This window comes from Burkholderia sp. Bp9090 (assembly GCF_003857985.1).
Classification (GTDB): domain Bacteria; phylum Pseudomonadota; class Gammaproteobacteria; order Burkholderiales; family Burkholderiaceae; genus Burkholderia.
The window spans coordinates 60388-83915 of sequence record NZ_QTPV01000023.1; the positions used below are offsets into that span (position 1 = coordinate 60388).

A 23528-nucleotide genomic window follows, 5' to 3' on the forward strand; every position below is an offset into this window, starting at 1 on the left:
TTCGAAGCAGAATGCCGCGTATGTCGCGGCATTTTTTTTGTCCGTAGCATTGATGCGGAAATCGCAATGCTGCGCTGCATGCAGCCAGCACGGAGGTGCGGAATTTATAATCGCTAACCGGGGTCATAAGCGCATCGCAGCAGTGTGCCGCGGCTTTACATGTACAGAGGAGGTGCGCGTGTCCTTCACGCTGCATGGCATTCCCGTCTCACGTGGTATCGCGATCGGGCGAGCGTATCTGATCGCGCCGGCGGCGCTCGACGTCGCCCATTACCTGGTCGAGGCGAACCAGATCGACGCCGAGGTCGAGCGTTTCAGCACGGCGCGCGAGGTCGTGCATCGCGAACTCGAGGCGCTGCGCGCCGACCTGACCGACGACACCCCGACCGAAGTGGGTGCGTTCATCGACGTCCACGCGATGATCCTGAGCGATGCGATGCTCGTGCAGGAAACCATCGACCTGGTCCGCACGCGACGCTACAACGTCGAATGGGCGCTGACGGAGCAGCTCGAGCTGCTCACGCGCCACTTCGACGATATCGAGGATGAATACCTGCGCGAGCGCAAGGCCGACATCGAGCAGGTGGTCGAGCGCGTGCTGAAGGCGCTCGCCGGTGCGCCGTCGGCGTCGCAGGCGCTCGATCGCGCGGCCAAGAACGGTACGAACGAGATGATCGTCGTCGCGCACGACATCGCGCCGGCCGACATGATGCAGTTCAAGACGCAGTCGTTCCAGGCGTTCGTCACCGACCTCGGCGGCCGCACGTCGCACACGGCGATCGTCGCGCGCAGCCTCGGCATTCCGGCCGCGGTCGGCGTCCAGCATGCGAGTTCGCTGATCCGCCAGGACGACCTGATCATCGTCGACGGCGACCAGGGGATCGTGATCGTCGATCCCGCGCCGATCGTCCTCGAGGAATATTCGTACCGCCAGTCCGAGAAGCTGCTCGAACAGCGCAAGCTGCAGCGCCTGAAGTTCTCGCCGACGCAAACCCTGTGCGGCACGAAGATCGACCTCTACGCGAACATCGAGCTGCCCGACGACGCGAAGGCGGCGGTCGAGGCCGGCGCGGTCGGCGTCGGGCTGTTCCGCTCCGAGTTCCTGTTCATGCATCAGAAGGAGATGCCCGAGGAGGAGGAGCAGTTCGCCGCGTACAAGCGCGCGGTCGAGTGGATGAAGGGCATGCCGGTGACGATCCGCACGATCGACGTCGGCGCGGACAAGCCGCTCGAGGCGCTCGACGAAGGCTACGAGACGGCGCCGAACCCGGCGCTCGGCCTGCGTGCGATCCGCTGGAGCCTGTCCGAGCCGCAGATGTTCCTCACGCAGCTGCGCGCGATCCTGCGCGCGTCCGCGTTCGGGCAGGTGAAGATACTGATCCCGATGCTCGCGCACGCGCAGGAGATCGACCAGACGCTCGACCTGATCCGCGAGGCGAAGCGCCAGCTCGACGACGCGGGGCTCGCATACGATCCGAACGTGCGCGTCGGCGCGATGATCGAGATCCCGGCCGCGGCGATCGCGCTGCCGCTGTTCCTGAAGCGCTTCGATTTCCTGTCGATCGGCACGAACGACCTGATCCAGTACACGCTCGCGATCGACCGCGCGGACAACGCGGTCGCCCACCTGTACGACCCGCTGCATCCGGCGGTGCTGCACCTGATCGCCTATACGCTGCGCGAAGCGAAGCGTGCAGGCGTGTCGGTGTCGGTGTGCGGGGAGATGGCGGGCGATCCGGCGCTCACGCGCCTGCTGCTCGGGATGGGGCTCACCGAGTTCTCGATGCACCCGAGCCAGTTGCTGGTCGTGAAGCAGGAGATCCTGCGCGCGCACCTGAAGGCGCTCGAGAAGCCGACGGCCGACGTGCTGGCCGCGTTCGAGCCGGAGGAAGTGCAGGCGGCGCTCAAGCGCCTGTCGGTCGCGGAACCGCGCGCGGACGCGGCCGCCTAGGCGGCGCGGACTGCGCGGCGAAACCGTCGCGCGCGTCGCGAAGGTAGCGAAACGTCGCGCATGCGCCGCCCGGCGCATGCGTTCATGCATCCCGCGCGCGTCAGTGCCGGCCCTGGCACACGGGGCAGTCGGCCTGGCGCGCGATCTTCATCGTCGTCCATTCCATCCGCAGCGAATCGAGCATCATCAGCCGCCCGTTGAGCGTCGTGCCGATCGCGCCGATCACGCGCAGCGCTTCGGCGGCCTGCATCGCGCCGATGATCCCGACCGTCGGCGCGAACACGCCCATCGTCGCGCACGCGACTTCCTCGAACGGCTGGTCCTCCGGAAACACGCACGCGTAACAGGGCGCGGCCGGGTCGCGGAAGTCGAAGGTGCTGATCTGGCCGTCGAAGCGCAGCGCGGCGCCCGACACGAGCGGCACGCCGTGCGCGACGCACGCGCGGTTGATCGCATGCCGCGTCGCGAAGTTGTCGGTGCAGTCGAGCACGACGGTCGCCTGCGGCACGTGCGCGTCGAGCCATGCATCGTCGACGCGCGCCGCGACCGCATGCACGGTCACTTCCGGGTTCAGCTGCGCGAGCGCGTCGCGCCCCGATTCGACCTTGCTGCGGCCGACCGAGGCCGTCACGTGCAGGATCTGTCGCTGCAGGTTCGTGAGGTCGACCGTGTCGGCGTCGACGAGCGTGATCGTGCCGACCCCGGACGCCGCGAGATACATCGCGGCCGGCGAGCCGAGACCGCCGGCACCGACGACGATCGCATGCGCGTCGAGGAAGCGCTGCTGCGCCTCGATGCCGATTTCGTCGACGAGGATGTGGCGGGAGTAGCGGAGGAGTTGATCGTCGTTCATGGGAGAGGTCGGGTGAGGCATGCCGCCGGCGGCGGCGCGGACGCCTCTGCGTCCATCTGCGTATTCTAGGCGCACATGAAAAACGGGCCATCGCGGTCTTCCCGCGATGGCCCGTCGGATGCCGGCCGGCGCTTACTGCGGCGCCGACGCGGGCTTCGGTGCGGCGGCCTTCGTGCCCGACGCCTTCGCGGGGGACGCGGCCTTGGTCGCAGGGCTCTTCGTCGTGCTCTCGGCGAGCAGCGACTTCGATTCCTGCACCGCCTTGCCCTCGAGCTTGTTGAGCGCCTGCTGCATCATGAAGTCGTCGGCGCTGCCGAACTCGATCGGCTTGCGATCGCGGTCCTTCTGGCGTTGCTCCGGCGTCTTCTTGTCGTTCTGCTCCTCGAGGACGCGCAGCTGATCCATCCGGCGCTGCTCGCGCTCTTCCTGTTCCTTCTTCTCGTTCGGATCCTGCGTGTTCGCGAGGTGGTTCGTGTAGTCGACCTCGCGCGTCACGAGCACGTCGTCCGGATCGCCGTCCGCATACTGATCGACCGGCACGTCGGGCGTGATGCCCTTGTTCTGGATCGAACGGCCGCTCGGCGTGTAGTAGTAGGCGGTCGTCAGGCGCAGCGCGGTGTCGGCCGTCATCGGACGGACCGTCTGCACCGAGCCCTTGCCGAACGTCGTCTTGCCCATGATCTGCGCGCGCTTCGAATCCTGCAGCGCGCCGGCGACGATCTCCGACGCGGACGCCGAGTAAGCGTTCGTCAGCACGACCATCGGCACGGTCTTGAAGATCGGCGGCAGGCTCTTCAGCGGATCGCCGTCGAAGGACGGCAGGCGGTAGTTGTCGTAGGTGTCGCGGTAGACCTGCTTCGAATCCGGGATCTGGCCGTTGGTCGACACGACGACGGAGTCGGGCGGCAGGAACGCGCCGGCGACGCCGACCGCGCTCTGCAGCAGGCCGCCGCCGTTGTTGCGCAGGTCGACGATCAGGCCCTTCAGGTTCGGCTGCTGGCGCGCGATGTCCTGCAGCTTCGCGGCGAGATCGGGCGTCGTGCGCTCCTGGAAGCTCGTGATCCGGATATACGCGTAGCCCGGGTCGAGCAGCTTCATCTTCACGCTCTGGACCCTGATGATCGCGCGCGTGACCGTGATCGGGAACGTGCGGTCGTCGCTCTTGCGGAAGATCGTCAGCGTGACCTTGGTGCCCGGCTCGCCGCGCATCTGCTTGACGGCCTTGTCGAGCGTCATGCCGCGCACCGGCTTGTCGTTGATGCGCGTGATCAGGTCGCCCGGACGGATGCCGGCGCGGAACGCGGGCGTATCTTCGATCGGCGAGATCACCTTGACGAGGCCGTCTTCCTGCGAGATCTCGATGCCGAGACCCGCGAAGCGGCCCTTGGTCTGCTCCTGCAGCTCGTCGTAGTCGGTCTTGTCGAGGAACGACGAGTGCGGGTCGAGGCTCGACACCATGCCCTTGATCGCCGCCGTCAGCAGCTTCTTGTCGTCGACCGGCTCGACGTACTCGCGCTTGATCTGGCCGAACACTTCCGCGAACAGGCGGAGCTGGTCGAGGGGAAGCGGTGCCGTGGCGGTCTGCTCGGCCGATGCCGAAACCTGCAGCGTGGCGAATACGCCCGTGGCGAGGCCCGCGGCAATCAGGCCGATGTTCTTCAATTTCATTCGCATAGAGAGTCTGGTGCGGTCGGGAAGCGCGTGGCGGTAGCGGGGATGTAGCGGACAAGTATAACTGTTCGCCCGATTGCTCAGTGGACCGGTGCGAAATGGTCCGGGAGCCCGGTCCCGGCGGGGGCGCCGGATGCGCAGCGGATTCGAAAGCGGGTTCGACAGCACCGGGGCCGCGAAGGTTCGCGCCCGCGCGCCGGAGCAGCCGGGCAGGCCGCGCGCGAGGCGGCCCGCCCGGCACGACGGGTATCAGCCCGCCTTGCCCTGCTTCGCGACGGCGGCCTGCGCCTTCGCGATCGCGTCCTGGTCGCCCAGGTAGTAGTGCGTGATCGGCTTCAGGGTCTCGTCGAGTTCATACACGAGCGGCACGCCGTTCGGGATGTTCAGGCCGACGATGTCGCTGTCCGAGATGCCGTCGAGGTACTTGATCAGCGCGCGCAGCGAGTTGCCGTGCGCGGCGATCAGCACCTGCTTGCCCGCACGGACGGCCGGCGCGATCGACTCGTTCCACAGCGGCAGCACGCGCGCGACCGTGTCCTTCAGGCATTCGGTGAGCGGCAGCTGCTCGCGCGGCACCTTCGCGTAGCGCGGGTCGTCGAACGGCGCGCGCGCGTCGGTCGGCTCGAGCGCCGGCGGCGGCGTGTCGTAGCTGCGGCGCCACACGAGCACCTGCTCGTCGCCGAACTTGGCGGCCGTTTCCGCCTTGTTCAGGCCCGACAGCGCGCCGTAGTGGCGCTCGTTCAGGCGCCACGAGTGGACGACCGGCAGGTACATCAGGTCCATCTTGTCCTGCACGTGCCACAGCGTGCGGATCGCGCGCTTGAGCACCGACGTGTAGGCGATGTCGAACGTGTAGCCGGCCTCCTTGAGCAATTCGCCGGCCTGGTAGGCCTCGTTGCGACCCTGTTCGGTCAGGTCGACGTCGACCCAGCCGGTGAAGCGGTTTTCCTTGTTCCACGTCGATTCGCCGTGGCGGATGAGAACGAGTTTGTACATGGATCTTGCGGTCGGTAGTGATAGGGAAGCGGGGCGCGTCGCGCGGTACCCGGCCCGGGTCCGCCATCGCGCAAGGCGGTTATTTTATAATGGCGCGATTGTCCTCATCCGATTTCTCTTTTTCCGGCGGCATTCCGTGACGTTCTTTACCAATTACACGAACCTGGCCCTTATCGCGATCCTTCTGGTTTCCGGCGGCCTGCTCGCATGGCCGGCCCTGCGCCGCGGCCGCGGCGGCCTGTCGGCCGCGGAGGCGACGCAGCTCATCAATCGCCGCAACGCGGTCGTGATCGACCTGCGTACCGCGTCCGACTTCGCCGCCGGCCACCTGCCGTCGGCGCGCCAGGTCGCCGCCGGCGAGATCGGCGCGAAAATTGCGCAGGTCGCGAAAAACAAGAGCACCCCCGTGCTGCTCGTCTGCCAGAACGGCCAGCAGTCGCAGAAGGCGGCGCGCGAGGTCGAGGCGGCAGGCTATGCCGAGGTACACGTGCTCGAGGGCGGCGTCGCCGCCTGGCAGCAGGCCGGGATGCCGGTCGTCAAACAAGGAGTGGCGAAGTGAGCAAGGTTTTGATGTACAGCACGCAGGTGTGTCCGTATTGCATTCAGGCCGAGCGCCTGCTGAAGCTGCGCGGCGTGGAGCAGATCGAAAAGGTGCTGATCGACCGCGATCCGGCCCGCCGTGAGGAAATGATGACGCGCACCGGCCGTCGCACGGTCCCGCAAATCTACATAGGCGACACGCACGTCGGCGGCTACGACGATCTGTCGAAGCTCGACCGCGAAGGCGGGCTCGTGCCGCTTCTGCAAGCGGCCTGATTAGGGCAGAATGGCCGCCGGCCGCGCCGCGGCATGAGCGCGCAGGATTCAACCGAGGCGGCCGGCGTGAAGCCGGGCCGCCGCGTCACCACTTTTAGGGAAACACCATGTCCGACGTCGAAAACCAACCGTTCTTCAACATCCAGCGCGTCTACCTGAAGGATATGTCGCTCGAGCAGCCGAATTCGCCGGCGATCTTCCTCGAGCAGGACATGCCGTCGGTTGAAGTCGAAGTCGACGTCAAGGCCGAACGTCTCGCGGAAAGCGTCTTCGAAGTCGTCGTGTCGGGCACCGTCACCGCGAAGGTGAAGGACAAGGTCGCATTCCTGATCGAAGCGAAGCAGGCCGGCATTTTCGACATTCGCAACATTCCCGACGAACAGCTCGACCCGCTCGTCGGCATCGCCTGCCCGACGATCCTGTTCCCGTACCTGCGCTCGAACATCGCCGACGCGATCACGCGTGCGGGCTTCCCGCCGATCCACCTGGCGGAAATCAACTTCCAGGCGCTGTACGAGCAGCGTCTCGCGCAGCTTCAGCAGCAGCAGGCCGGTGCGGCAGGCGCGCCGAACGGCACGACGCTGAACTGACGTTTCACTCCGGACCGGTGCTGGGTATGAAAGTAGCCGTTCTCGGCGCCGGTGCCTGGGGCACCGCGCTCGCGGGCCATCTGGCCGCGCGGCACGATACGCTTCTCTGGGCGCGCGACGCCGCGCTGATCGCCGGGCTGCAGGCCCGGCACGAAAATTCCCGCTATCTGGACGGCATCGCGCTGCCCGATGCGCTGCGCTACGACGCCGATCTCGGCGCGGCGCTCGCGCACGGCGCCGCGGACGACGCACTGTGCGTGATCGCAGCACCCGTGGCCGGGCTGCGCACGCTGTTCGGCGCGATGCGCGACGCGGGCTGCGTGCCCGCGCATGTCGTGTGGGTCTGCAAGGGCTTCGAGGCCGACACGCATCTGCTGCCGCACCAGGTGATCGCGGCCGAGCTGCCGGGGCAGCACAGCAACGGCGTGCTGTCGGGGCCGAGCTTCGCCCGCGAGGTCGGGCTCGCGCTGCCCGTCGCGCTGACGGTCGCGAGCACGTCCGCCGAATGCCGCGAGCGCACGCTGGCCGCGTTCCATCACGGCGCGATGCGGATCTATACGGGTGACGACGTGGTCGGCGTCGAGGTCGGCGGCGCGGTGAAGAACGTGCTGGCGATCGCGACCGGCATCGCCGACGGCCTCGGCCTCGGGCTGAACGCGCGCGCCGCGCTGGTCACGCGCGGTCTCGCCGAAATGTCGCGGCTCGGCGTCGCGCTCGGCGGCCGCGCGGAGACCTTCACGGGCCTCACGGGCCTCGGCGACCTGATCCTCACCGCGACGGGCGACCTGTCGCGCAATCGCACGGTCGGCCTGCAGCTGGCGGCCGGCCGCTCGCTGAACGACATCCTCGGCGCGCTCGGCCATGTGGCCGAAGGCGTGCGCTGCGCACAGGCCGTGCTCGCGCTCGCGCGCGCGCAGGCGATCGAAATGCCGATCACCGAAGCCGTGTGCGGTGTGCTGTTCGACGGCGTCGCACCGCGCGATGCGGTCAGCGGCCTGCTGCGGCGCGACGCGCGCGCCGAATAACGCCGACGAATCACACCGATTTTTTGCGGCCGGGCCCGCTCGCGCAAAGCGGGCGGCGCCAAAGCGCACTACGCTTGAACCGTCTCCGGCGTTTCGGGAGGGTGTCATGCTGCAGATCGGTTCCACCACGCTCGACGCGCAACGCGTCGACATCACGACGCTCGACGTCGACGTGATCGTCAATGCTGCGAACGGTTCACTGCTCGGCGGCGGCGGGGTCGACGGCGCGATCCATCGCGCGGCCGGCCCGGGCCTGCTCGCCGAGTGCCGCACGCTCGGCGGCTGCGAGACCGGCGACGCGAAGCTCACGCGCGGCCACGGGCTGCCGGCCCGGTACGTGATTCACGCGGTCGGCCCGGTGTGGCACGGCGGCGGGCGCGGCGAGCCCGAGCTGCTCGCGGCATGCTACCGGCGTGCGATCGAGCTGGCCGAGGAGGTTGCGGCGACCTCGATCGCATTCCCGGCGATCAGCTGCGGCGTGTACCGCTATCCGGCCGAGGAGGCCGTCGACATCGCGGTCGGCACGGTCGCCGAAATGCTGCCGCAGGCGCCGAACCTCGCACGCGTGGTGTTCGCGTGCTTTTCATCCGACATCTACGACCTGTATCGCGCGCGGCTCGCGCGTATCTAGCGCGTGAGCGGATCCGGCCGCGCGGCGTGGCCCGCGGGCGCGTCAGGCGCCGCCTTCGAAGCCGGCCTGGCGCCACGCCTCGAACACGACCACCGCCACCGTGTTCGACAGGTTCAGGCTGCGGTTGCCCGGCCGCATCGGCAGGCGTACGCGCTGTTCGTTCGCGAAGCGTTCGAGCACCTCGGTCGGCAGGCCGCGTGTTTCCGAGCCGAACACGAACCAGTCGCCCGGCACGAATGCATGGTCATGGAAGCGGCCCGAGCCACGGGTCGTGAACGCGAACATCCGCGCGGGATCGGGTGCTTCGGTCGCGACGAACGCGTCCCAGTCGCGATGCACGCGCATTTCCGCGTACTCGTGATAGTCGAGGCCCGCGCGGCGCATCTTCGCGTCGTCGAGCGGAAAGCCGAGCGGCTCGATCAAATGCAGGCGCGCGCCGGTATTGGCACACAGGCGGATCACGTTGCCGGTGTTCGGCGGAATTTCGGGGGCGACGAGGACGACGTTGAACATGGTTGGGTCTGGCTGGGCCGGCCGGGACGGAGCGACGTGCACTCGTCCCGGCCGGCCGGTTCGTGACGGCCGGCGCCGCGCGCGGGCGGCCGGCCTCTCTATCTAATTAATCCCTGGCGGTGCGCAGCGCAACCAGATTCGTCACGCGTGCGGCGCCCGCCGCCTTCAATGCCTGCGCGGCCGCCGCGAGCGTCGCGCCGGACGTCATCACGTCGTCGACGAGTGCCACGTGGCGGCCGGTGAGGTCGCCCGCCACCGCGAACGCCGCGCGCACGTTGTCGCGCCGCGCGCGCCGGTCGAGCCGCGACTGCGGCGCGGTTTCGGCCACGCGTGCCAGCAGCGCCGCGTCGGCGCGCACGCCGAGCCGGCGCGCGAGCGGCCGCGCGATCGCCCACGCCTGGTTGTAGCCGCGCGCGACGAGCCGACCGTGCGACAACGGCACCGGTGCGATCACGTCGAAGCCGCCGGTGGCGCGCAGCGCGTCCGTGTCGTCGATCCGCTGTGCGAGCCGGGCCGCGAATTCCGCGCCGAGCGCGAGCCGCGCATGAAACTTCAGGCCGCGCGCGAGCCCGTCGAGCGGGGCGCGGTAATCGGCGAGCGCGAGCGTCGCATCGAACGGCGGCGGCGTCGCGCGGCATGCTTCGCACCGGTACGCGGACGCGGAACCGGCGCCGCCGTGCCCGCCGCGGGCTGCGCGCGGCCGCGGCCGCCCGACGCCCAGCGGCACCGCGCAGACGTCGCAGCGCAGCCGCGCTTCGTTCCAGTACGCGGCGTCGCAGGCGCTGCAAATCACCGGATGTGACAAATTGCCGCACAGCGCGCACCGATTCGGCAAGGCGAGTGCGACGACGCGCACGGCCAGCGCGCGAACCTGCGACAAAACGACGCGCATCGGGCGCGGGGCGGAACTGCGATCCATCGCGAACACTCCTGGCGGCCCCGCCTCGATGAAGGCTGCGAGGCGAGCGAGTATACTTCGGGCTCTTCGCCAGTGTGCCCGACATGTCCCCAGCTTCGACTTCAACCGGCCGTCCGGCCAATGACGCCCGGCGTCTGCGGCGGATCTTCGATCGCCGCGCCGCCACGTTCGACGCGGTCGCGTTCCTGCCGCGCGAGATCGCGCAGCGGATGAACGAGCGCCTCGAATACATCAAGGTGAGCCCCGCGGCCGTGCTCGACGCAGGCTGCGGCCCGGGCGACGACCTGCCGGCGCTGCGCGCGCGCTTTCCCGAAGCCCCGGTGTTCGGCGTCGACCTGTCCGGCGCGATGCTCGCACGGGCGGGCCAGCGCGAGGTCGAGCAGGCGAGCTGGCGCCGCTGGCTGCCTGCGTCGCTCGGCCGGGCGCTGGGCCAGCGCGGCCCGCGCGTCGCGCAGGCCGACTTCTCGGTGCTGCCGTTCGCGGCCGGCGCGTTCGACCTGATCTGGTCGAATCTCGCGCTGCACTGGCATTCGCGTCCCGATACGGTGTTCCCTGAATGGCAGCGCGTGCTGCGCGTGAACGGCCTGCTGATGTTCAGCACGCTCGGCCCCGACACGCTGCGCGAGCTGCGCGCGGCCTGCGCGGACGCCGAAGCGGCGCTCGCCATCGCGCCGCCGGCCGCGCGCGTCGTCGATTTCGTCGACATGCACGACCTCGGCGACATGCTCGTCGAGAGCGGCTTCGAGATTCCGGTGATGGACCAGGAAGTGCTGACCGTCACGTACAAGACCCCCGATTCCCTGCTGGCCGACGTGCGCCGCTGGGGCGCCTATCCGTTCGACCGCGCGGTGCCGCAGCATGCGGCGCGGCGCTTTCGCGCGGCGCTCGGCGACGCGCTGGAAGCGCGCCGGCGCGCGGACGGCACGATTGCCCTGACGTTCGAGGTGATCTACGGCCACGCATGGAAGGCCGTGCCGCGCACGACCCCCGAGGGGCACGGCATCGTGCGCATCGAAGATATCGGCAAGGGGCGTCCGAAGAATCGGTAAAGCGGTAAAGAGGGGTTTTGTTATGTCTGAAATTAGCGGCGCAAAGCGGGGTCGAATAGACGCCAAAAACGGCCGGGAAGCTTGTGGCGCTTGGCTCGCGGGCCGATAGCCGCTTGCTTGTGGATGCCATTGAACCCGCCTATAATGCGTCAGCTTGTCGTCCCGGGGTCCCCGCAATACGGGCCGACGAGTCCGATGCAGGCATGCATCGCATGCCATTCGCGTGAGGCGGCGATGGAAGCAGCAAGGGTGTCGGCGGAGACGAACGATGAACCGGTCCTCGAAGACTGGCTCATGAAACGCAACTGTTCGGTGTCGCCGCGCCAGTTCGTGCTGTTTTACGCGTCGCTCGCGGGCTTCTCGCTGGTGATCGCGGCAGTGCTGATGTGGCGGGGGGCCTGGCTCGTCATGCCCTTCACGGGAATCGAATTGCTGGCGGTCGGCGTCGCGTTTGCGATCCATGCCCGTCATGCGGTCGATTACGAGCGCATCAGGCTGTTTCCGCACCGGCTCGTGATCGAGCGGATGGATGCGGAGCGGCTCACGCAGATCGAATTCAATCCGCGCTGGGTGCGGGTCGAGCCGGGTGCGACGCCACGCGATCCGATTCGACTGGTATCGCGCGGGCAGACCGTCGTAATCGGGCAGCATCTCGCGCAGCACAAGCGTGCGCAGTTCGCCGACGAACTGCGCGTGTCGCTCAGGCGCTGCGGCTGACGAGGCGCGGGCACCGGCCGGAACAGGCCGGCGCCTTGCGACGGGGGAGGGTTTGAATGGAAATTTTGGGTAAGGATGCTATGAAAACAATCAAGCGAGCCCTCACGGGCGTGCTGGCATGCAGCGGATTGCTCTTTGCCGGCGCGGCTCTGGCGGTCGGTGATAGCCCGGGCGGCCCCCGCGTCAACGAGATCAACTTTCAGCCGCCTGTCACGAAGATCGCCGAGGAGCTCTACGATCTCCACACGATGATGCTGATCCTGTGTACGGTGATCTTCGTCGGCGTGTTCGGCGTGATGTTCTATTCGATCTTCGCGCACCGCAAATCCAAAGGCCACAAGGCCGCCAATTTCCATGAAAGCACGACCGTCGAAATCATCTGGACGATCGTGCCGTTCATCATCGTCGTGCTGATGGCGCTGCCGGCCACGAAGGCCGTCGTCGCGATGAAGGACACGACCAACGCCGATCTCACGATCAAGGTCACCGGCTACCAGTGGAAGTGGGGCTACGACTACGTGAAGGGTCCGGGCGAGGGCATCAGCTTCCTGTCGACGCTCAGCACCCCGCGTGACGAAGTGATGGGCAAGAAGCCGATCACCGAGACCTACCTGCAGGAAGTCGACAACCCGCTCGTCGTGCCGGTCAACAAGAAGATCCGCATCATCACGACCGCGAACGACGTCGTTCACTCGTGGTACGTGCCGGCGTTCGGCGTGAAGCAGGATGCGATCCCCGGCTTCGTGCGCGATACGTGGTTCAAGGCCGACAAGGTCGGCACGTTCCGCGGCTTCTGTACCGAACTGTGCGGCAAGGAACACGCGTTCATGCCGGTCGTGGTCGTGGTGCTGTCGGACGACGACTACGCGAAGTGGGTGAGCGCGCAGAAGGCCAAGCTGGCCAGCGCGTCGGTCGATCCGAACAAGGTTTACACGATGGCCGAACTCGTCGCGCACGGCGAGGAAGTCTACAAGGCGAACTGCGCGGCCTGCCACCAGGTGAACGGCAAGGGCCTCGGCGCCTTCCCGGCGATGGACGGCAGCCCGATCGTGAACGGCCCGATCGCCGGCCACGTCGAGCGCGTGCTGCACGGCAAGGGTGCGATGCCGTCGTGGGCGTCGCTGTCGGACCTCGACATCGCATCGGTCATCACGTACGAGCGCAACTCGTGGGGCAACCACAAGAACGACCTGCTGCAGCCGAAGCAAGTGACCGACGCGCGCAACGGCAAGATGCCGGAAGACGTGGCGGGCGCCGCGGCGCCGGCCGAAGCGGCCTCGGCACCGGCGCAAGCCGCGTCGGGTGCGGCCGAGCAACCGGCGGCAGCGTCGGCATCGGCGGCTGTGTCGACGATCTACTTCGAAACGGGCAAGAGCGTGCTGCCGGCCGACGCGAAGGCGGCGATCGCCGCAGCGGCCGACTATGCGAAGGCACATCCGGACGCGAAGCTCGCGCTGTCGGGTTTCACCGACAAGACGGGCTCGGCCGACGCGAACGCCGAACTGGCCAAGCATCGTGCACAGGCCGTGCGCGACGCGCTGAAGGCAGCAGGCGTGGCGGAAGACCACATTATTCTCAAAAAGCCGGAAACGATCACGGGCGGGGCTGACGCGAAGGAAGCCCGGCGGGTCGAGATCGGGCCGGCGGCTTGACGTGTCGCTGAGTTAGTCGACGTATTCGCATTAGGAGATTCTCATGTCTAGCATCGGGCACGACGTAGCCGCGGACCACGCGCACGACGACCACGCGCACGAAATGCCGCACGGCTGGCGGCGCTGGCTGTTCGCCACCAACCACAAGGACATCGGTACGCTGTACCTGCTGTTCTCGTTCATCATGTTCCTGTCGGGCGGCGTGATGGCACTCGGCATCCGTGCCGAGCTGTTCGAGCCGGGCCTGCAGATCATGCGTCCGGAGTTCTTCAACGAACTCACGACGATGCACGGCCTGATCATGGTGTTCGGCGCGATCATGCCGGCGTTCGTCGGCTTCGCGAACTGGATGATTCCGCTGCAGATCGGCGCGTCCGACATGGCGTTCGCGCGGATGAACAACTTCAGCTTCTGGCTGCTGCCGGTCGCGGCCGTGCTGCTGGTCGGTTCGTTCTTCGCGCCGGGCGGCGCGACGGCCGCCGGCTGGACGCTGTACGCACCGCTGTCGACGCAGATGGGCCCGGGCATGGACTTCGCGATCTTCGCGGTCCACATCATGGGCGCGTCGTCGATCATGGGCGGGATCAACATCGTCGTGACGATCCTGAACATGCGCGCACCGGGCATGACGCTGATGAAGATGCCGATGTTCGCATGGACCTGGCTGATCACCGCGTACCTGCTGATCGCCGTGATGCCGGTTCTGGCAGGCGCGATCACGATGGTGCTGTTCGACCGCCACTTCGGCACGTCGTTCTTCAACGCGGCAGGCGGCGGCGACCCGGTGATGTACCAGCACATCTTCTGGTTCTTCGGCCACCCCGAGGTGTACATCATGATTCTGCCGGCGTTCGGGATCGTGTCGCAGGTGATCCCGGCGTTCGCACGCAAGACGCTGTTCGGCTATAGCTCGATGGTGTATGCGACGGCGTCGATCGCGATCCTGTCGTTCATGGTCTGGGCGCACCACATGTTCGCGACGGGCATGCCGGTCACCGGTCAGCTGTTCTTCATGTACGCGACGATGCTGATCGCGGTGCCGACGGGCGTGAAGGTGTTCAACTGGCTCGCGACGATGTGGCGCGGCTCGATGACGTTCGAGACCCCGATGCTGTTCGCGATCGGCTTCCTGTTCGTGTTCACGTTCGGCGGCCTGACGGGCCTGATGCTGGCGATGGCGCCGCTCGACATCCAGTACCACGGCACCTACTTCGTGGTGGCGCACTTCCACTACGTGCTGGTGGCAGGCTCCCTGTTCGCGCTGTTCTCGGGCTGGTACTACTGGGCGCCGAAGTGGACGGGCTGGATGTACAACGAGACGCGCGGCAAGATCCACTTCTGGTCGTCGATGATCTTCTTCAACCTGACGTTCTTCCCGATGCACTTCGTCGGTCTCGCGGGCATGCCGCGTCGTTATGCGGACTACCCGGCGCAGTTCACGGACTTCAACCAGGTGGCGACGATCGGCGCATTCGGCTTCGGCCTCGCGCAGGTGTACTTCCTGTTCGCGGTCGCGCTGCCGGCCTACCGTGGCGGCGGCGACCTGGAAAAGGCGTCGGACAAGCCGTGGGATGGCGCGACGGGCCTCGAGTGGACGGTGCCGAGCCCGGCTCCCTTCCACACGTTCGAGCAACCGCCGCACGTCGAATAAGTTTCACCCGGCGTTCCGCCGCTGCCTGCCGCGCAGGCAGGCGCGGCGGGCGCCGAATCGATGTTTCAGCGAAGTTTCAGCGAAGTTTCAGATGAACCGGAATCCACAACAAAGACGAACGCCCGAGCAGATTCGCGCGGGCAACAAGCGGCTCGGCCTCATCCTGCTCGTCATCGCCGCCGTTTTTTTTGTGGGTGTCGTGATCAAGCAGTGGTGGCTGTCCACTCACTGATATGCAGTAACTGACGCAGTAGCGAGGAAGTCGTCGTATGTCGAAGCCGGAAGAGGGCGCCGTCGATCGCGCATTCAATCGTTCGATGCTGGTGAAGCTCTTCGTCGTGGCCGGACTGATGTTCGGCTTCGGCTTCGCGCTGATTCCGATGTATCGCGCGATCTGCCAGATCACCGGCATCAACAACCTGGTGCAGCGCGATGTCAGTGAACGCGAGGTGAAGAACTCGCAGGTCGACATGAGCCGCACGGTGTCGGTCGAGTTCGATGCGAATGCGCGCGGCCCGCTCGGTTTCAAGCCGGAGCGCAACAGCCTCGACGTGCATCCGGGCGAGCTGACGACGATCGTGTACGACGTGACCAACGGGCAGGGCCGGCCGGTGGTGGCGCAGGCGATTCCGAGCTACGCGCCGAAGCAGGCGACGGAGTTCTTCAAGAAGATCGAGTGTTTTTGCTTCACGCAGCAGACGCTGGCTGCGAACGAGTCGCGCAAGATGCAGGTGGTGTTCGTGATCGATCCGAAGCTGCCGAAGGACGTGAAGACGATCACGCTGTCGTACACGTTCTTCGAGCTGAACACGCCGGCCGCGCCGGCGCCGGCACCGCGCAAGACGGCGGCGCAGGGCGACGCGAAGCCGGACGCATGACGACGGAGACGGGGCAGTGACAGAGACCAAGCGGAGCGGGTCGTTCGGCCAGGCGTTGCGAGCGGTGTTGTGGTCGTTCTTCGGGGTGCGCAAGCGGCGCGACCTGGAGGCCGACGCGACGCAGCTCAATCCGCTGCACGTGCTGATCGTCGCGTTGATCGCGGCCGGTGTGTTCATCGGCGTGCTGATCCTGATCGTGCGGGCGGTCGTGGGCTGAGGCTCGCGGCCACGAAAGAATGCAGTGCGTAGCGCCCGGGCGCTGCGTGCGGGAAAGAGCGGCGGCGGTCGTGCCGTGCAAGAAATAAAGCCGGAGCGGTTTCCGGTACACAAATTGGACTGAAGTGGAGAATCAAGCATGAGCGGTCAAAACCAGACCCCGTACTATTTCGTGCCGCATCCGTCGCAGCATCCGATCAGCGCGGCCTGCGGCCTGCTGGTCATGCTCGCGTCGGTGGCGCTGTGGATCAACGGTCACGACTGGGCTCCGTACACGGCGCTGCTTGGCCTGCTGTGGTTGCTCTTCACGCTGTACCACTGGTTCGGCGATTCGATCGCCGAGTCGGAAGGCGGTCATTACGGCAAGAACGTCGACAAGTCGTACCGCTGGAGCATGAGCTGGTTCATCTTCTCCGAAGTCATGTTCTTCGGCGCATTCTTCGGCGCGCTGTTCTACGCGCGCGAAATCGCGCTGCACCAGCTCGGCAGCCTCGACTACAAGCTGATCTGGCCGGATTTCTCCGCCGTGTGGCCGAACGAAGGCCCGGCCGCGCTCGCCGGTCACTTCAAGACGATGGGCCCGTGGCCGATCCCGACGCTGAACACGGCGCTGCTGCTGTCGTCGGGCGCGACGCTGACGGTGTCGCACCACGCGCTGCGCGACAATCATCGCAACAAGGCGATCGCGTGGCTGGCCGCGACGCTCGTGCTCGGCGTCTGCTTCCTGTTCACGCAGGGCTTCGAGTACTACCACGCGTACAACGAACTGAACCTGACGCTGAACTCGGGCGTGTACGGCTCGACGTTCTTCCTGCTGACGGGCTTCCACGGCTTCCACGTGTTCCTCGGCGGCACGATGCTCGCGGTGGTGCTGGTGCGGATGATCCGCGGCCACTTCAAGCCTGATCACCACTTCGCATTCGAAGGCGCCGCGTGGTACTGGCACTTCGTCGACGTCGTCTGGCTCGGCCTGTACGTCGTCGTCTACTGGCTGTAAATGCAACAACGGCCCGCGCAGCGATGCGCGGGCCGTTTTCATTGGCGGGGACGGGGCAGCGGCCGGCTGCTTGCGCTCAACGCCAATCCGGCGCCGCCGCGACTCAGTCAGGCGGCGCTTTTGCTTGGTAGCGCCGCTGTGCGGCGAAATGTCACAGCGATTACAGAGGCCGGCGCGGTGAAGGCATCAACGCCCGATCGGCAGGCCGGTCGAATGGATCCAGCCCATCCAGTTCGCGAACAGGATGAACAGGAACAGCGAGATCGACAGCCCGACACGGGTGGCAAGCGACCACACCATGCGTTTCGTATGGCCGCGGTCTTGCATCATGAAGTAGAGCGCCGAGCCCATGCTGGCGACGATGAGGGCGAAGGCGATGGGAACGAGGATGTGCATGACACGAACCGGACGACGGCAATTCGAAAGGAAGAGGATAATTATCGCACTTCGCTTTCGCGAATGCGCCTCGCGGGTGGCCCGATGAAGATCCGCTGGCTGCCTGCGCTGCTGATTCTCGTCGTCGTCGCGGTCACGATTCGCCTCGGGTTCTGGCAGCGCGACCGCGCGCACCAGAAGGAAGCGCTGCAGGCGAACGTCGTGCGTTACGAGCACGCGGTGCCCGTCGACGTCGGTGCGCAGCCGATTCCGCTCGCGTCGATCGAGTTCCACCGCGTGCGGGCGAAGGGCCGCTTCCTGCCGGAGCAGGCGGTGTTCCTCGACAATCGGCCGTATAACGACCAGCCGGGTTTTTACGTCGTGATGCCGTTTAAACTCACGGGCGGCGGCGTCGTGCTGGTGAACCGCGGCTGGCTGCCGCGCAACATCGCCGATCGCACGGCGATCGAGCCGTTCCCGACGCCCGGCGGCGAGATCGAGATCGAAGGCATCGCGCGCGCCGACGCGTCGCGCGCGTTCGAACTCGGCGAAGGCGGCTCGGCCGCGCACCAGAAGATCCGGCAGAACCTGGACGTCGCCGCGTATGCGAAGGAAACGGGGCTGCCGCTGCAGCCGTTCGTGATCCAGCAGACGAGCGACGACGGCGACAAGCTCGTGCGCGACTGGCCGGCGGCGACGACCGGCGTCGAGCGCAATTACGGTTACATGTTTCAGTGGTGGGCTATGGCGGCGGTCGCGCTCGGCTTTGGCCTGTACGCCGCGCGGCGTGCGGCGAAGAAGTCGGCCGGCGCGTGAGCGCCATGGCAGGACGCGGCGCACGCGCGCCGCGGGTTCGTTTCGAGAGGTCTGATTTGTCCATGCAATCTTCCCGTCAGGGTCCGGCCGCCGCGCCGATCTCGCCCGCGGCCCGCAAGCGCGGCCGCTGGATGCTCGTGCTGCTGGGTCTCGTGTGCGCGGCGCCGATCATCGCGTCGTACTTCACCTATTACGTGATCAAGCCGAAGGGTGGCTCGACCAACTACGGCACGCTGATCGAGCCGCAGCGGCCGATCCCGGCCGACCTGCAGGTCACCGACGAAACCGGCAAGACGGTGCCGCTGTCGTCGCTGCGCGGCGTGTGGCTGTTCGTGATGACCGACCGCAGCGCGTGCGACGATGCATGCGCGCAAAAGCTCTACTTCATGCGCCAGATCCGCGTCACGCAGGCGGGCGAGCGGCACCGGATCACGATGGTGTGGCTGCGCAGCGATGCGGGCGCGATTCCGCAGAAGGTTCTGGAAGCCTATCCGGACACGCGCCGGCTGGTCGCCGATCCGGCCGCGGTGGCTGCATGGCTGCCGGCCGACGCCGGCACGAAGGACAGCGACCACCTCTACATGGTCGATCCGAACGGCAACCTGATGATGCGTTTCCCGAAGGACCCGAATCCCAGCAAGATCAAGTCGGACGTGACCAAGCTGCTGAAGTGGTCGAGCATCGGCTAAGGCGAGACGACGAGGCAACCATTCGATGTTGTATCTACTGCAACTCGGCCTGATCGGCCTCTGCATCGCGCTGCTGCCGCTGTCGTACGTGTGGGTGAAGGCCGACGACGACAAGTTCCGCAAGCTGGTGTGGATCACCACGTTCCTGACCCTCGACCTGGTGATGTTCGGCGGCTTCACGCGGCTGACCGATTCGGGCCTCGGCTGCCCCGACTGGCCCGGCTGCTACGGCACGTCGTCGCCGTTCATCGCGCACGCCGCGATCACGGCCGCGCACCAGGCAATGCCGACCGGCCCCGTCAGCATGACGAAGGCGTGGATCGAGATGATCCACCGCTATTTCGCGATGGCAATCGGCGTGCTGATCATCGCGCAGGTCGTGATCGCCTGGTCCGCGCGGCTGCGCCGCCGCCCGCTGCACGTGTCGCCGTGGTGGCCGACGAGCCTCTTGCTGCTGATCATCGTGCAGGGCGTGTTCGGCGCGTGGACGGTCACGATGAAGCTGCAGCCGGTGATCGTCACGACCCACCTGCTGCTCGGCCTCATGCTGCTCGGCACGCTCGGCTGGCTCGCGGCGCGGCAGACGCCGCTGCCGTCGCATGACCCGGAGGCCGGCCGCTACCGCGCGGCCGCGCTCGCGGCGCTGGTGCTGCTGGTCGTGCAGATCGCGCTCGGCGGCTGGGTGAGCACCAACTACGCGGTGCTCGCGTGTACCGACTTCCCGACCTGCAACGGTCAGTGGATGCCGCCGATGAACTTCGGCCAGGGCTTCCATCTGTGGCGCGCGCTCGGCATGACGAAGGACGGCGACGCGATCACGCAGGACGCGCTGGTCGCGATCCACTGGACCCACCGCACGTTCGCGTTCGTCGTCGTCGCATACCTGGTCGCGTTCGCGCTGAAGATGCGCCGCTTCGAGTCGCTGCGCCGGCCCGCGAACGGCGTGCTGCTGGTGGTTCTGCTGCAGTTCCTGACGGGCCTGACCAACATCGTGCTGCAGTGGCCGCTGCCGGTCGCCGTCGCGCACAACGGCGGTGCCGCGATCCTGCTGCTGCTCGTCGTCATGTTAAACTTTCGCATCCTTTCAAGCCGCCCCGGCCGTGTCGTGCAGCCCGCGCGCGACGCCGCCCCGGCGTGACCGTCCCCATGCAAAGCACCCTTTCCCAATCGCCCGGTAGCCGGTTCTCGCAGTACATGGCGCTGACGAAGCCGCGTGTCACGCAGCTCGCGGTGTTCTGCGCGGTGATCGGCATGTTTCTCGCGACGCCGGGCATGGTGCCGTGGCATGTGCTGATCGGCGGCACGGTCGGCATCTGGCTGCTGGCCGGCGCCGCGTTCGCGATCAACTGCCTCGTCGAGCAGAAGATCGACGCGATGATGCGCCGTACCGCGTGGCGTCCGTCCGCGCGCGGCGAGATCACGACTCCGCAGATCCTGCTGTTCTCGGCCGTGCTGGGCAGCGTCGGCGCATGGACGCTCTATACCTTCACGAACCCGCTGACGATGTGGCTGACGATCGCGACGTTCGTCGGCTACGCGGTGATCTACACGCTGCTGCTCAAGCCGATGACGCCGCAGAACATCGTGATCGGCGGCGCATCGGGCGCGATGCCGCCGGCGCTCGGCTGGGCCGCGGTCACCGGCGCGGTGCCCGGCGACGCGTGGATCCTCGTGCTGATCATCTTCGTGTGGACGCCGCCGCATTTCTGGGTGCTGGCGCTCTATCGCCGCAAGGACTACGAAAACGCGGGCCTGCCGATGCTGCCCGTCACGCACGGCGAGAAGTTCACGCGGCTGCACATCCTGCTGTACACGGTGATCCTGTTCGCGGTCACGCTGATGCCGTTCATCTCCGGGATGAGCGGCGCCGTCTACCTGACGAGCGCGGTGCTGCTCGGCGCGGTGTTCCTCGCGTATGCGTGGAAGATCCATCGCGACTATTCGGACGAACTCGCCCGCAAGGCTTTCCGTTACTCGATCGTCTACCTGTCGCTGCTGTTCGCCGCGCTGCTCGTCGATCACTATGCGCGCCCGCTGCTCGGCGTGTAACCGCACGGTTTGAACGTAATGCTCCATTCATGGTTCGGGCGCCGCGCGCGCCAAGGCTGGATGCTCGCGTGCGCATTCGCGGCAGCCACGCTGCTCGCCGGCTGCGACAACGCGCCGAAATTCCAGAATCTCGACATCACCGGCAACACGCAGTTCGGCAGCGATTTCTCGCTGCCGGATACGGCGGGCAAGGTGCGTACGCTCGGCGACTTCAAGGGCCGGGCGGTTGTGGTGTTCTTCGGCTATACGCACTGCCCGGACGTATGCCCGACGACGATGGCCGAACTGTCCGAAGCGCTGAAGCAGCTCGGCCCCGATGCCGCGAAGCGTGTGCAGGTGCTGTTCGTCACCATCGATCCGGAGCGTGACACGCCCGCGCTGCTCGGCCAGTACGTGCCCGCGTTCGATCCGTCGTTCATCGGGCTGCGGCCGGCCGACGAGGCGGCGCTCAAGAAGGTTACAAAGGATTTTCGCGTGTACTACGCGAAGGTGCCCGGCAAGACGCCCGGCAGCTACACGATGGATCACACCGCCGCGAGCTACGTGTTCGATCGCGACGGCAAGCTGCGCCTGTTCGTGCGCGACGGCCAGGGCCCCGGCCCGTGGGTCCACGACCTGAAGCTGCTGGTCGACTGAACGGCGTACGCCGCAGGTTCGCCCGGGCGCTCGCCTGGCGCTACGCGTGACGGCCGCGACGCGCCGTCACGCATTCCTCCTTCTTCCCCTCGATCTGCATGCGCCGCCTCGCGGGGCGGCTGCGTATGAACTTCGTGCGCTGATGCGCTTGCGCGCGTTACGGCAGCGCCGGCACGTTGAAGCCTTGCGCGGCACGCGTGATCCGGAATTCCGTCACGCGATACGTCGCGAGCCCTTCGGTCACGAACGGATCGGTCTCGAGGATCGCGTCCAGTTCGTCGCGGTCGATGCGGGCAGCGAGGATCACGCCGCCTTCGCGCGGTACCTTCGGCCCCGCCGCGATGAAGATGCCGCGCTCGAACAGCGGCTGCAGATACGCGCGGTGGCGTTCGAGTGCATCGTCGATGCGCTCGAGCGATGCGTTGTAGTGGATGTCGATGACGTACATGGATGGCCCTGGAATTGTCGCCGGCGCGTGGTGTGCCGGTCGGCCGGTCTTTTTAGCACAGCGGCCGTTCCCTGTCGTGCCGGCCGTCGTCGCGCATCGTCCACCAGCACCGCCGCGGTGCATACCCATATGAGCGGGATGTATTTCACTTCCGGCCGATCCTGTGACACCATTTGCCCCTTCCTGCGAGTCCGGGGATACCCGTATCGCGCCCCATTTCAGTTAGCAAGAAAGCGAGAAACAGATGAAGCGTCGCAGTCTCCTGAAGGTATTTTCCGTGCTGGCCACCGGTGCCGCGCTGACGCTGTCGGCGGGCGCGCACGCCGAGGACAAGGTCATCAAGGTCGGCACGGTGGCCGGCCCGGATGCGGAAGTTTGGCAGGTCGTGCAGAAGGTCGCGAAGGAGAAGGAAGGCCTGAACGTGAAGGTCATCGAGTTCAACGACTACGTGCAGCCGAACGCGGCGCTCGACTCGGGCGATCTCGACGCGAACAGCTTCCAGCACCAGCCCTACCTCGACAGCCAGGTGAAGCAGCGCGGCTACAAGATCGTCAGCGCGGGCCTGACCTACATCTCGCCGATCGGCGTGTACTCGAAGAAGTTCAAGGCGCTGAAGGACCTGCCGCAAGGCGCGAAGCTCGCGGTGCCGAACGATCCGTCGAACGAGAACCGCGCGCTGCTGCTGCTGCAGACGCAAGGCGTGATCAAGCTGAAGACGGGCGCCGGCACGGGCGGCAACAACGCGACGGTGCTCGACATCGCCGAGAACCCGAAGAAGCTGAAGATTTCCGAGCTCGACGCCGCGCAACTGCCGCGCGTGCTGTCGGACGTCGACGCCGCCGTGATCAACACGAACTACGCGCTCGCCGCGAACCTGCAGCCGACCAAGGACGCGATCGCGCTCGAATCGCTGACGAGCCCGTATGCGAACCTGATCGCCGTGCGCGCGAAGGACAAGGATCAGCCGTGGGTGAAGAAGCTGGTCAAGGCGTACCAGTCGGCGGAAGTGCGGGAGTTCATCAAGAAGCAGTTCAAGGGCTCGATGGTCGCGTCGTTCTGAACGCGATCGATTGACCGAACGAAGGCCTGCATGTGCGCAGGCCTTTTTTGTTTGTGCGGTGAGGGATGTTCTATTGACGCTGCGCAGGCGCCGCCTCGCTGGCTTTAACATGCCCGAGATTCGCCAGCGCAGGGAAGATCACACAACGCAATTGCTGCGTACTCGCTGGTAAGCGCCGTCTGGTAACGGTCTGTTACGTTGCCATCGAGCCGGTGCGTCGTTGCTCGAGTGCGGAACCGGTATGCCTTTTCTCGAGCCGGTATCCCGCTGTGCCCCGTCATTGCTCACGTCGAGCCGCATGACAAAAGTTTCGCGGGATATTCCACCGTC

General features: G+C 66.7%; 27 protein-coding genes. 20 read left to right on the forward strand and 7 right to left on the reverse strand.

Features of this window, described 5'->3' with window-relative positions; genetic code table 11:
• Positions 1-178: 178 nt before the first annotated feature.
• Complete coding sequence (gene ptsP, locus DIE16_RS21020) at positions 179-1951, forward strand: phosphoenolpyruvate--protein phosphotransferase (protein ID WP_044848237.1); 1773 nt, start codon at positions 179-181, stop codon at positions 1949-1951.
• A 100-nt stretch (positions 1952-2051) separates the two neighbouring features.
• Here ptsP and DIE16_RS21025 read toward each other — a convergent pair whose 3' ends face one another.
• The 3 genes from DIE16_RS21025 to gpmA form a co-directional block, all read right to left on the reverse strand.
• Positions 2052-2804 (reverse strand): molybdopterin-synthase adenylyltransferase MoeB, encoded by a 753-nt coding sequence (locus DIE16_RS21025; protein ID WP_044848228.1) that lies wholly within the window; start codon positions 2802-2804, stop codon positions 2052-2054.
• A 132-nt stretch (positions 2805-2936) separates the two neighbouring features.
• Positions 2937-4478, reverse strand: coding sequence for a S41 family peptidase (locus DIE16_RS21030; RefSeq protein WP_124486538.1), 1542 nt, complete (start codon positions 4476-4478; stop codon positions 2937-2939).
• 246 nt (positions 4479-4724) lie between these two features.
• Positions 4725-5471: a 2,3-diphosphoglycerate-dependent phosphoglycerate mutase gene (gene gpmA, locus DIE16_RS21035; protein ID WP_124893337.1), complete on the reverse strand. Its 747-nt coding sequence runs from the start codon at positions 5469-5471 to the stop codon at positions 4725-4727.
• Positions 5472-5607: 136 nt separating this feature from the next.
• Here gpmA and DIE16_RS21040 point away from each other — a divergent pair, with 136 nt between their 5' ends.
• From DIE16_RS21040 to DIE16_RS21060, 5 genes are all read left to right on the forward strand, one after another.
• The gene (locus DIE16_RS21040; protein WP_050014781.1) at positions 5608-6030 is read left to right on the forward strand and encodes a rhodanese-like domain-containing protein; all 423 of its coding nucleotides are present in this window, start codon (positions 5608-5610) and stop codon (positions 6028-6030) included.
• Positions 6027-6287 carry a glutaredoxin 3 gene (gene grxC / locus DIE16_RS21045; protein ID WP_044848224.1) on the forward strand — a complete coding sequence of 87 codons (261 nt, stop codon included), beginning with the start codon at positions 6027-6029 and terminating at the stop codon, positions 6285-6287. Before DIE16_RS21040 ends, grxC begins: the two co-directional genes overlap by 4 nt.
• Before the next feature lie 107 nt (positions 6288-6394).
• On the forward strand, positions 6395-6877 hold the full coding sequence (gene secB / locus DIE16_RS21050; RefSeq protein ID WP_014895954.1) for a protein-export chaperone SecB: 483 nt from the start codon (positions 6395-6397) through the stop codon (positions 6875-6877).
• A 26-nt stretch (positions 6878-6903) separates the two neighbouring features.
• A complete protein-coding gene (locus tag DIE16_RS21055; protein ID WP_044848223.1) occupies positions 6904-7902 on the forward strand; it encodes an NAD(P)H-dependent glycerol-3-phosphate dehydrogenase in 999 nt (332 codons plus the stop codon).
• 106 nt (positions 7903-8008) lie between these two features.
• Positions 8009-8533, forward strand: a complete 525-nt coding sequence (locus DIE16_RS21060) for an O-acetyl-ADP-ribose deacetylase (RefSeq protein ID WP_124486536.1) — start codon at positions 8009-8011, stop codon at positions 8531-8533.
• 42 nt (positions 8534-8575) lie between these two features.
• Here DIE16_RS21060 and trmL read toward each other — a convergent pair whose 3' ends face one another.
• Both trmL and DIE16_RS21070 read right to left on the reverse strand, forming a co-directional pair.
• Positions 8576-9046, reverse strand: a complete 471-nt coding sequence (gene trmL, locus DIE16_RS21065; protein ID WP_124486535.1) for a tRNA (uridine(34)/cytosine(34)/5-carboxymethylaminomethyluridine(34)-2'-O)-methyltransferase TrmL — start codon at positions 9044-9046, stop codon at positions 8576-8578.
• Between the two features lie 106 nt (positions 9047-9152).
• Positions 9153-9965, reverse strand: a complete 813-nt coding sequence (locus tag DIE16_RS21070) for a ComF family protein (protein WP_124486534.1) — start codon at positions 9963-9965, stop codon at positions 9153-9155.
• Positions 9966-10048: 83 nt separating this feature from the next.
• Here DIE16_RS21070 and DIE16_RS21075 point away from each other — a divergent pair, with 83 nt between their 5' ends.
• The 8 genes from DIE16_RS21075 to DIE16_RS21105 all read left to right on the forward strand — a co-directional run bounded on the left by DIE16_RS21075 (position 10049) and on the right by DIE16_RS21105 (position 17125).
• Complete coding sequence (locus DIE16_RS21075; protein WP_124486533.1) at positions 10049-11014, forward strand: methyltransferase domain-containing protein; 966 nt, start codon at positions 10049-10051, stop codon at positions 11012-11014.
• A gap of 195 nt (positions 11015-11209) precedes the next feature.
• Positions 11210-11731, forward strand: coding sequence for a DUF2244 domain-containing protein (locus DIE16_RS21080; RefSeq protein WP_044848219.1), 522 nt, complete (start codon positions 11210-11212; stop codon positions 11729-11731).
• 56 nt (positions 11732-11787) lie between these two features.
• Positions 11788-13383 carry a cytochrome c oxidase subunit II gene (gene coxB / locus DIE16_RS21085; protein WP_124486532.1) on the forward strand — a complete coding sequence of 532 codons (1596 nt, stop codon included), beginning with the start codon at positions 11788-11790 and terminating at the stop codon, positions 13381-13383.
• A 43-nt stretch (positions 13384-13426) separates the two neighbouring features.
• Entirely contained in the window at positions 13427-15034 is a 1608-nt protein-coding gene (gene ctaD, locus DIE16_RS21090) for a cytochrome c oxidase subunit I (protein ID WP_044848217.1), read from the forward strand.
• A gap of 91 nt (positions 15035-15125) precedes the next feature.
• Positions 15126-15266, forward strand: coding sequence for a cytochrome oxidase small assembly protein (locus tag DIE16_RS36665; protein ID WP_027789063.1), 141 nt, complete (start codon positions 15126-15128; stop codon positions 15264-15266).
• 37 nt (positions 15267-15303) lie between these two features.
• The gene (locus DIE16_RS21095) at positions 15304-15912 is read left to right on the forward strand and encodes a cytochrome c oxidase assembly protein (RefSeq protein WP_044848216.1); all 609 of its coding nucleotides are present in this window, start codon (positions 15304-15306) and stop codon (positions 15910-15912) included.
• 16 nt (positions 15913-15928) lie between these two features.
• Positions 15929-16129 carry a DUF2970 domain-containing protein gene (locus DIE16_RS21100; protein ID WP_006760730.1) on the forward strand — a complete coding sequence of 67 codons (201 nt, stop codon included), beginning with the start codon at positions 15929-15931 and terminating at the stop codon, positions 16127-16129.
• A gap of 138 nt (positions 16130-16267) precedes the next feature.
• A complete protein-coding gene (locus DIE16_RS21105) occupies positions 16268-17125 on the forward strand; it encodes a cytochrome c oxidase subunit 3 (RefSeq protein ID WP_044848214.1) in 858 nt (285 codons plus the stop codon).
• A gap of 186 nt (positions 17126-17311) precedes the next feature.
• Here DIE16_RS21105 and DIE16_RS21110 read toward each other — a convergent pair whose 3' ends face one another.
• The gene (locus DIE16_RS21110; RefSeq protein ID WP_124893338.1) at positions 17312-17521 is read right to left on the reverse strand and encodes a twin transmembrane helix small protein; all 210 of its coding nucleotides are present in this window, start codon (positions 17519-17521) and stop codon (positions 17312-17314) included.
• Between the two features lie 84 nt (positions 17522-17605).
• Between DIE16_RS21110 and DIE16_RS21115 the strand changes: the two genes are divergently transcribed.
• The 5 genes from DIE16_RS21115 to DIE16_RS21135 all read left to right on the forward strand — a co-directional run bounded on the left by DIE16_RS21115 (position 17606) and on the right by DIE16_RS21135 (position 21690).
• Positions 17606-18316: an SURF1 family protein gene (locus DIE16_RS21115; RefSeq protein WP_260426278.1), complete on the forward strand. Its 711-nt coding sequence runs from the start codon at positions 17606-17608 to the stop codon at positions 18314-18316.
• A gap of 62 nt (positions 18317-18378) precedes the next feature.
• The gene (locus DIE16_RS21120) at positions 18379-19005 is read left to right on the forward strand and encodes a cytochrome C oxidase subunit I (protein WP_124486530.1); all 627 of its coding nucleotides are present in this window, start codon (positions 18379-18381) and stop codon (positions 19003-19005) included.
• Between the two features lie 28 nt (positions 19006-19033).
• Positions 19034-20143, forward strand: a complete 1110-nt coding sequence (locus tag DIE16_RS21125) for a heme A synthase (protein WP_124893347.1) — start codon at positions 19034-19036, stop codon at positions 20141-20143.
• 8 nt (positions 20144-20151) lie between these two features.
• Positions 20152-21054, forward strand: coding sequence for a heme o synthase (cyoE, locus tag DIE16_RS21130; RefSeq protein ID WP_006477738.1), 903 nt, complete (start codon positions 20152-20154; stop codon positions 21052-21054).
• An 18-nt stretch (positions 21055-21072) separates the two neighbouring features.
• On the forward strand, positions 21073-21690 hold the full coding sequence (locus tag DIE16_RS21135; RefSeq protein WP_044848210.1) for an SCO family protein: 618 nt from the start codon (positions 21073-21075) through the stop codon (positions 21688-21690).
• A 157-nt stretch (positions 21691-21847) separates the two neighbouring features.
• Here DIE16_RS21135 and DIE16_RS21140 read toward each other — a convergent pair whose 3' ends face one another.
• A complete protein-coding gene (locus tag DIE16_RS21140; protein WP_044848209.1) occupies positions 21848-22138 on the reverse strand; it encodes a YciI family protein in 291 nt (96 codons plus the stop codon).
• A 244-nt stretch (positions 22139-22382) separates the two neighbouring features.
• On the opposite strand from DIE16_RS21140, the gene DIE16_RS21145 reads away from it, so the two are divergent.
• Positions 22383-23198 carry a MetQ/NlpA family ABC transporter substrate-binding protein gene (locus DIE16_RS21145; RefSeq protein WP_044848208.1) on the forward strand — a complete coding sequence of 272 codons (816 nt, stop codon included), beginning with the start codon at positions 22383-22385 and terminating at the stop codon, positions 23196-23198.
• Positions 23199-23528 lie beyond the last annotated feature (330 nt).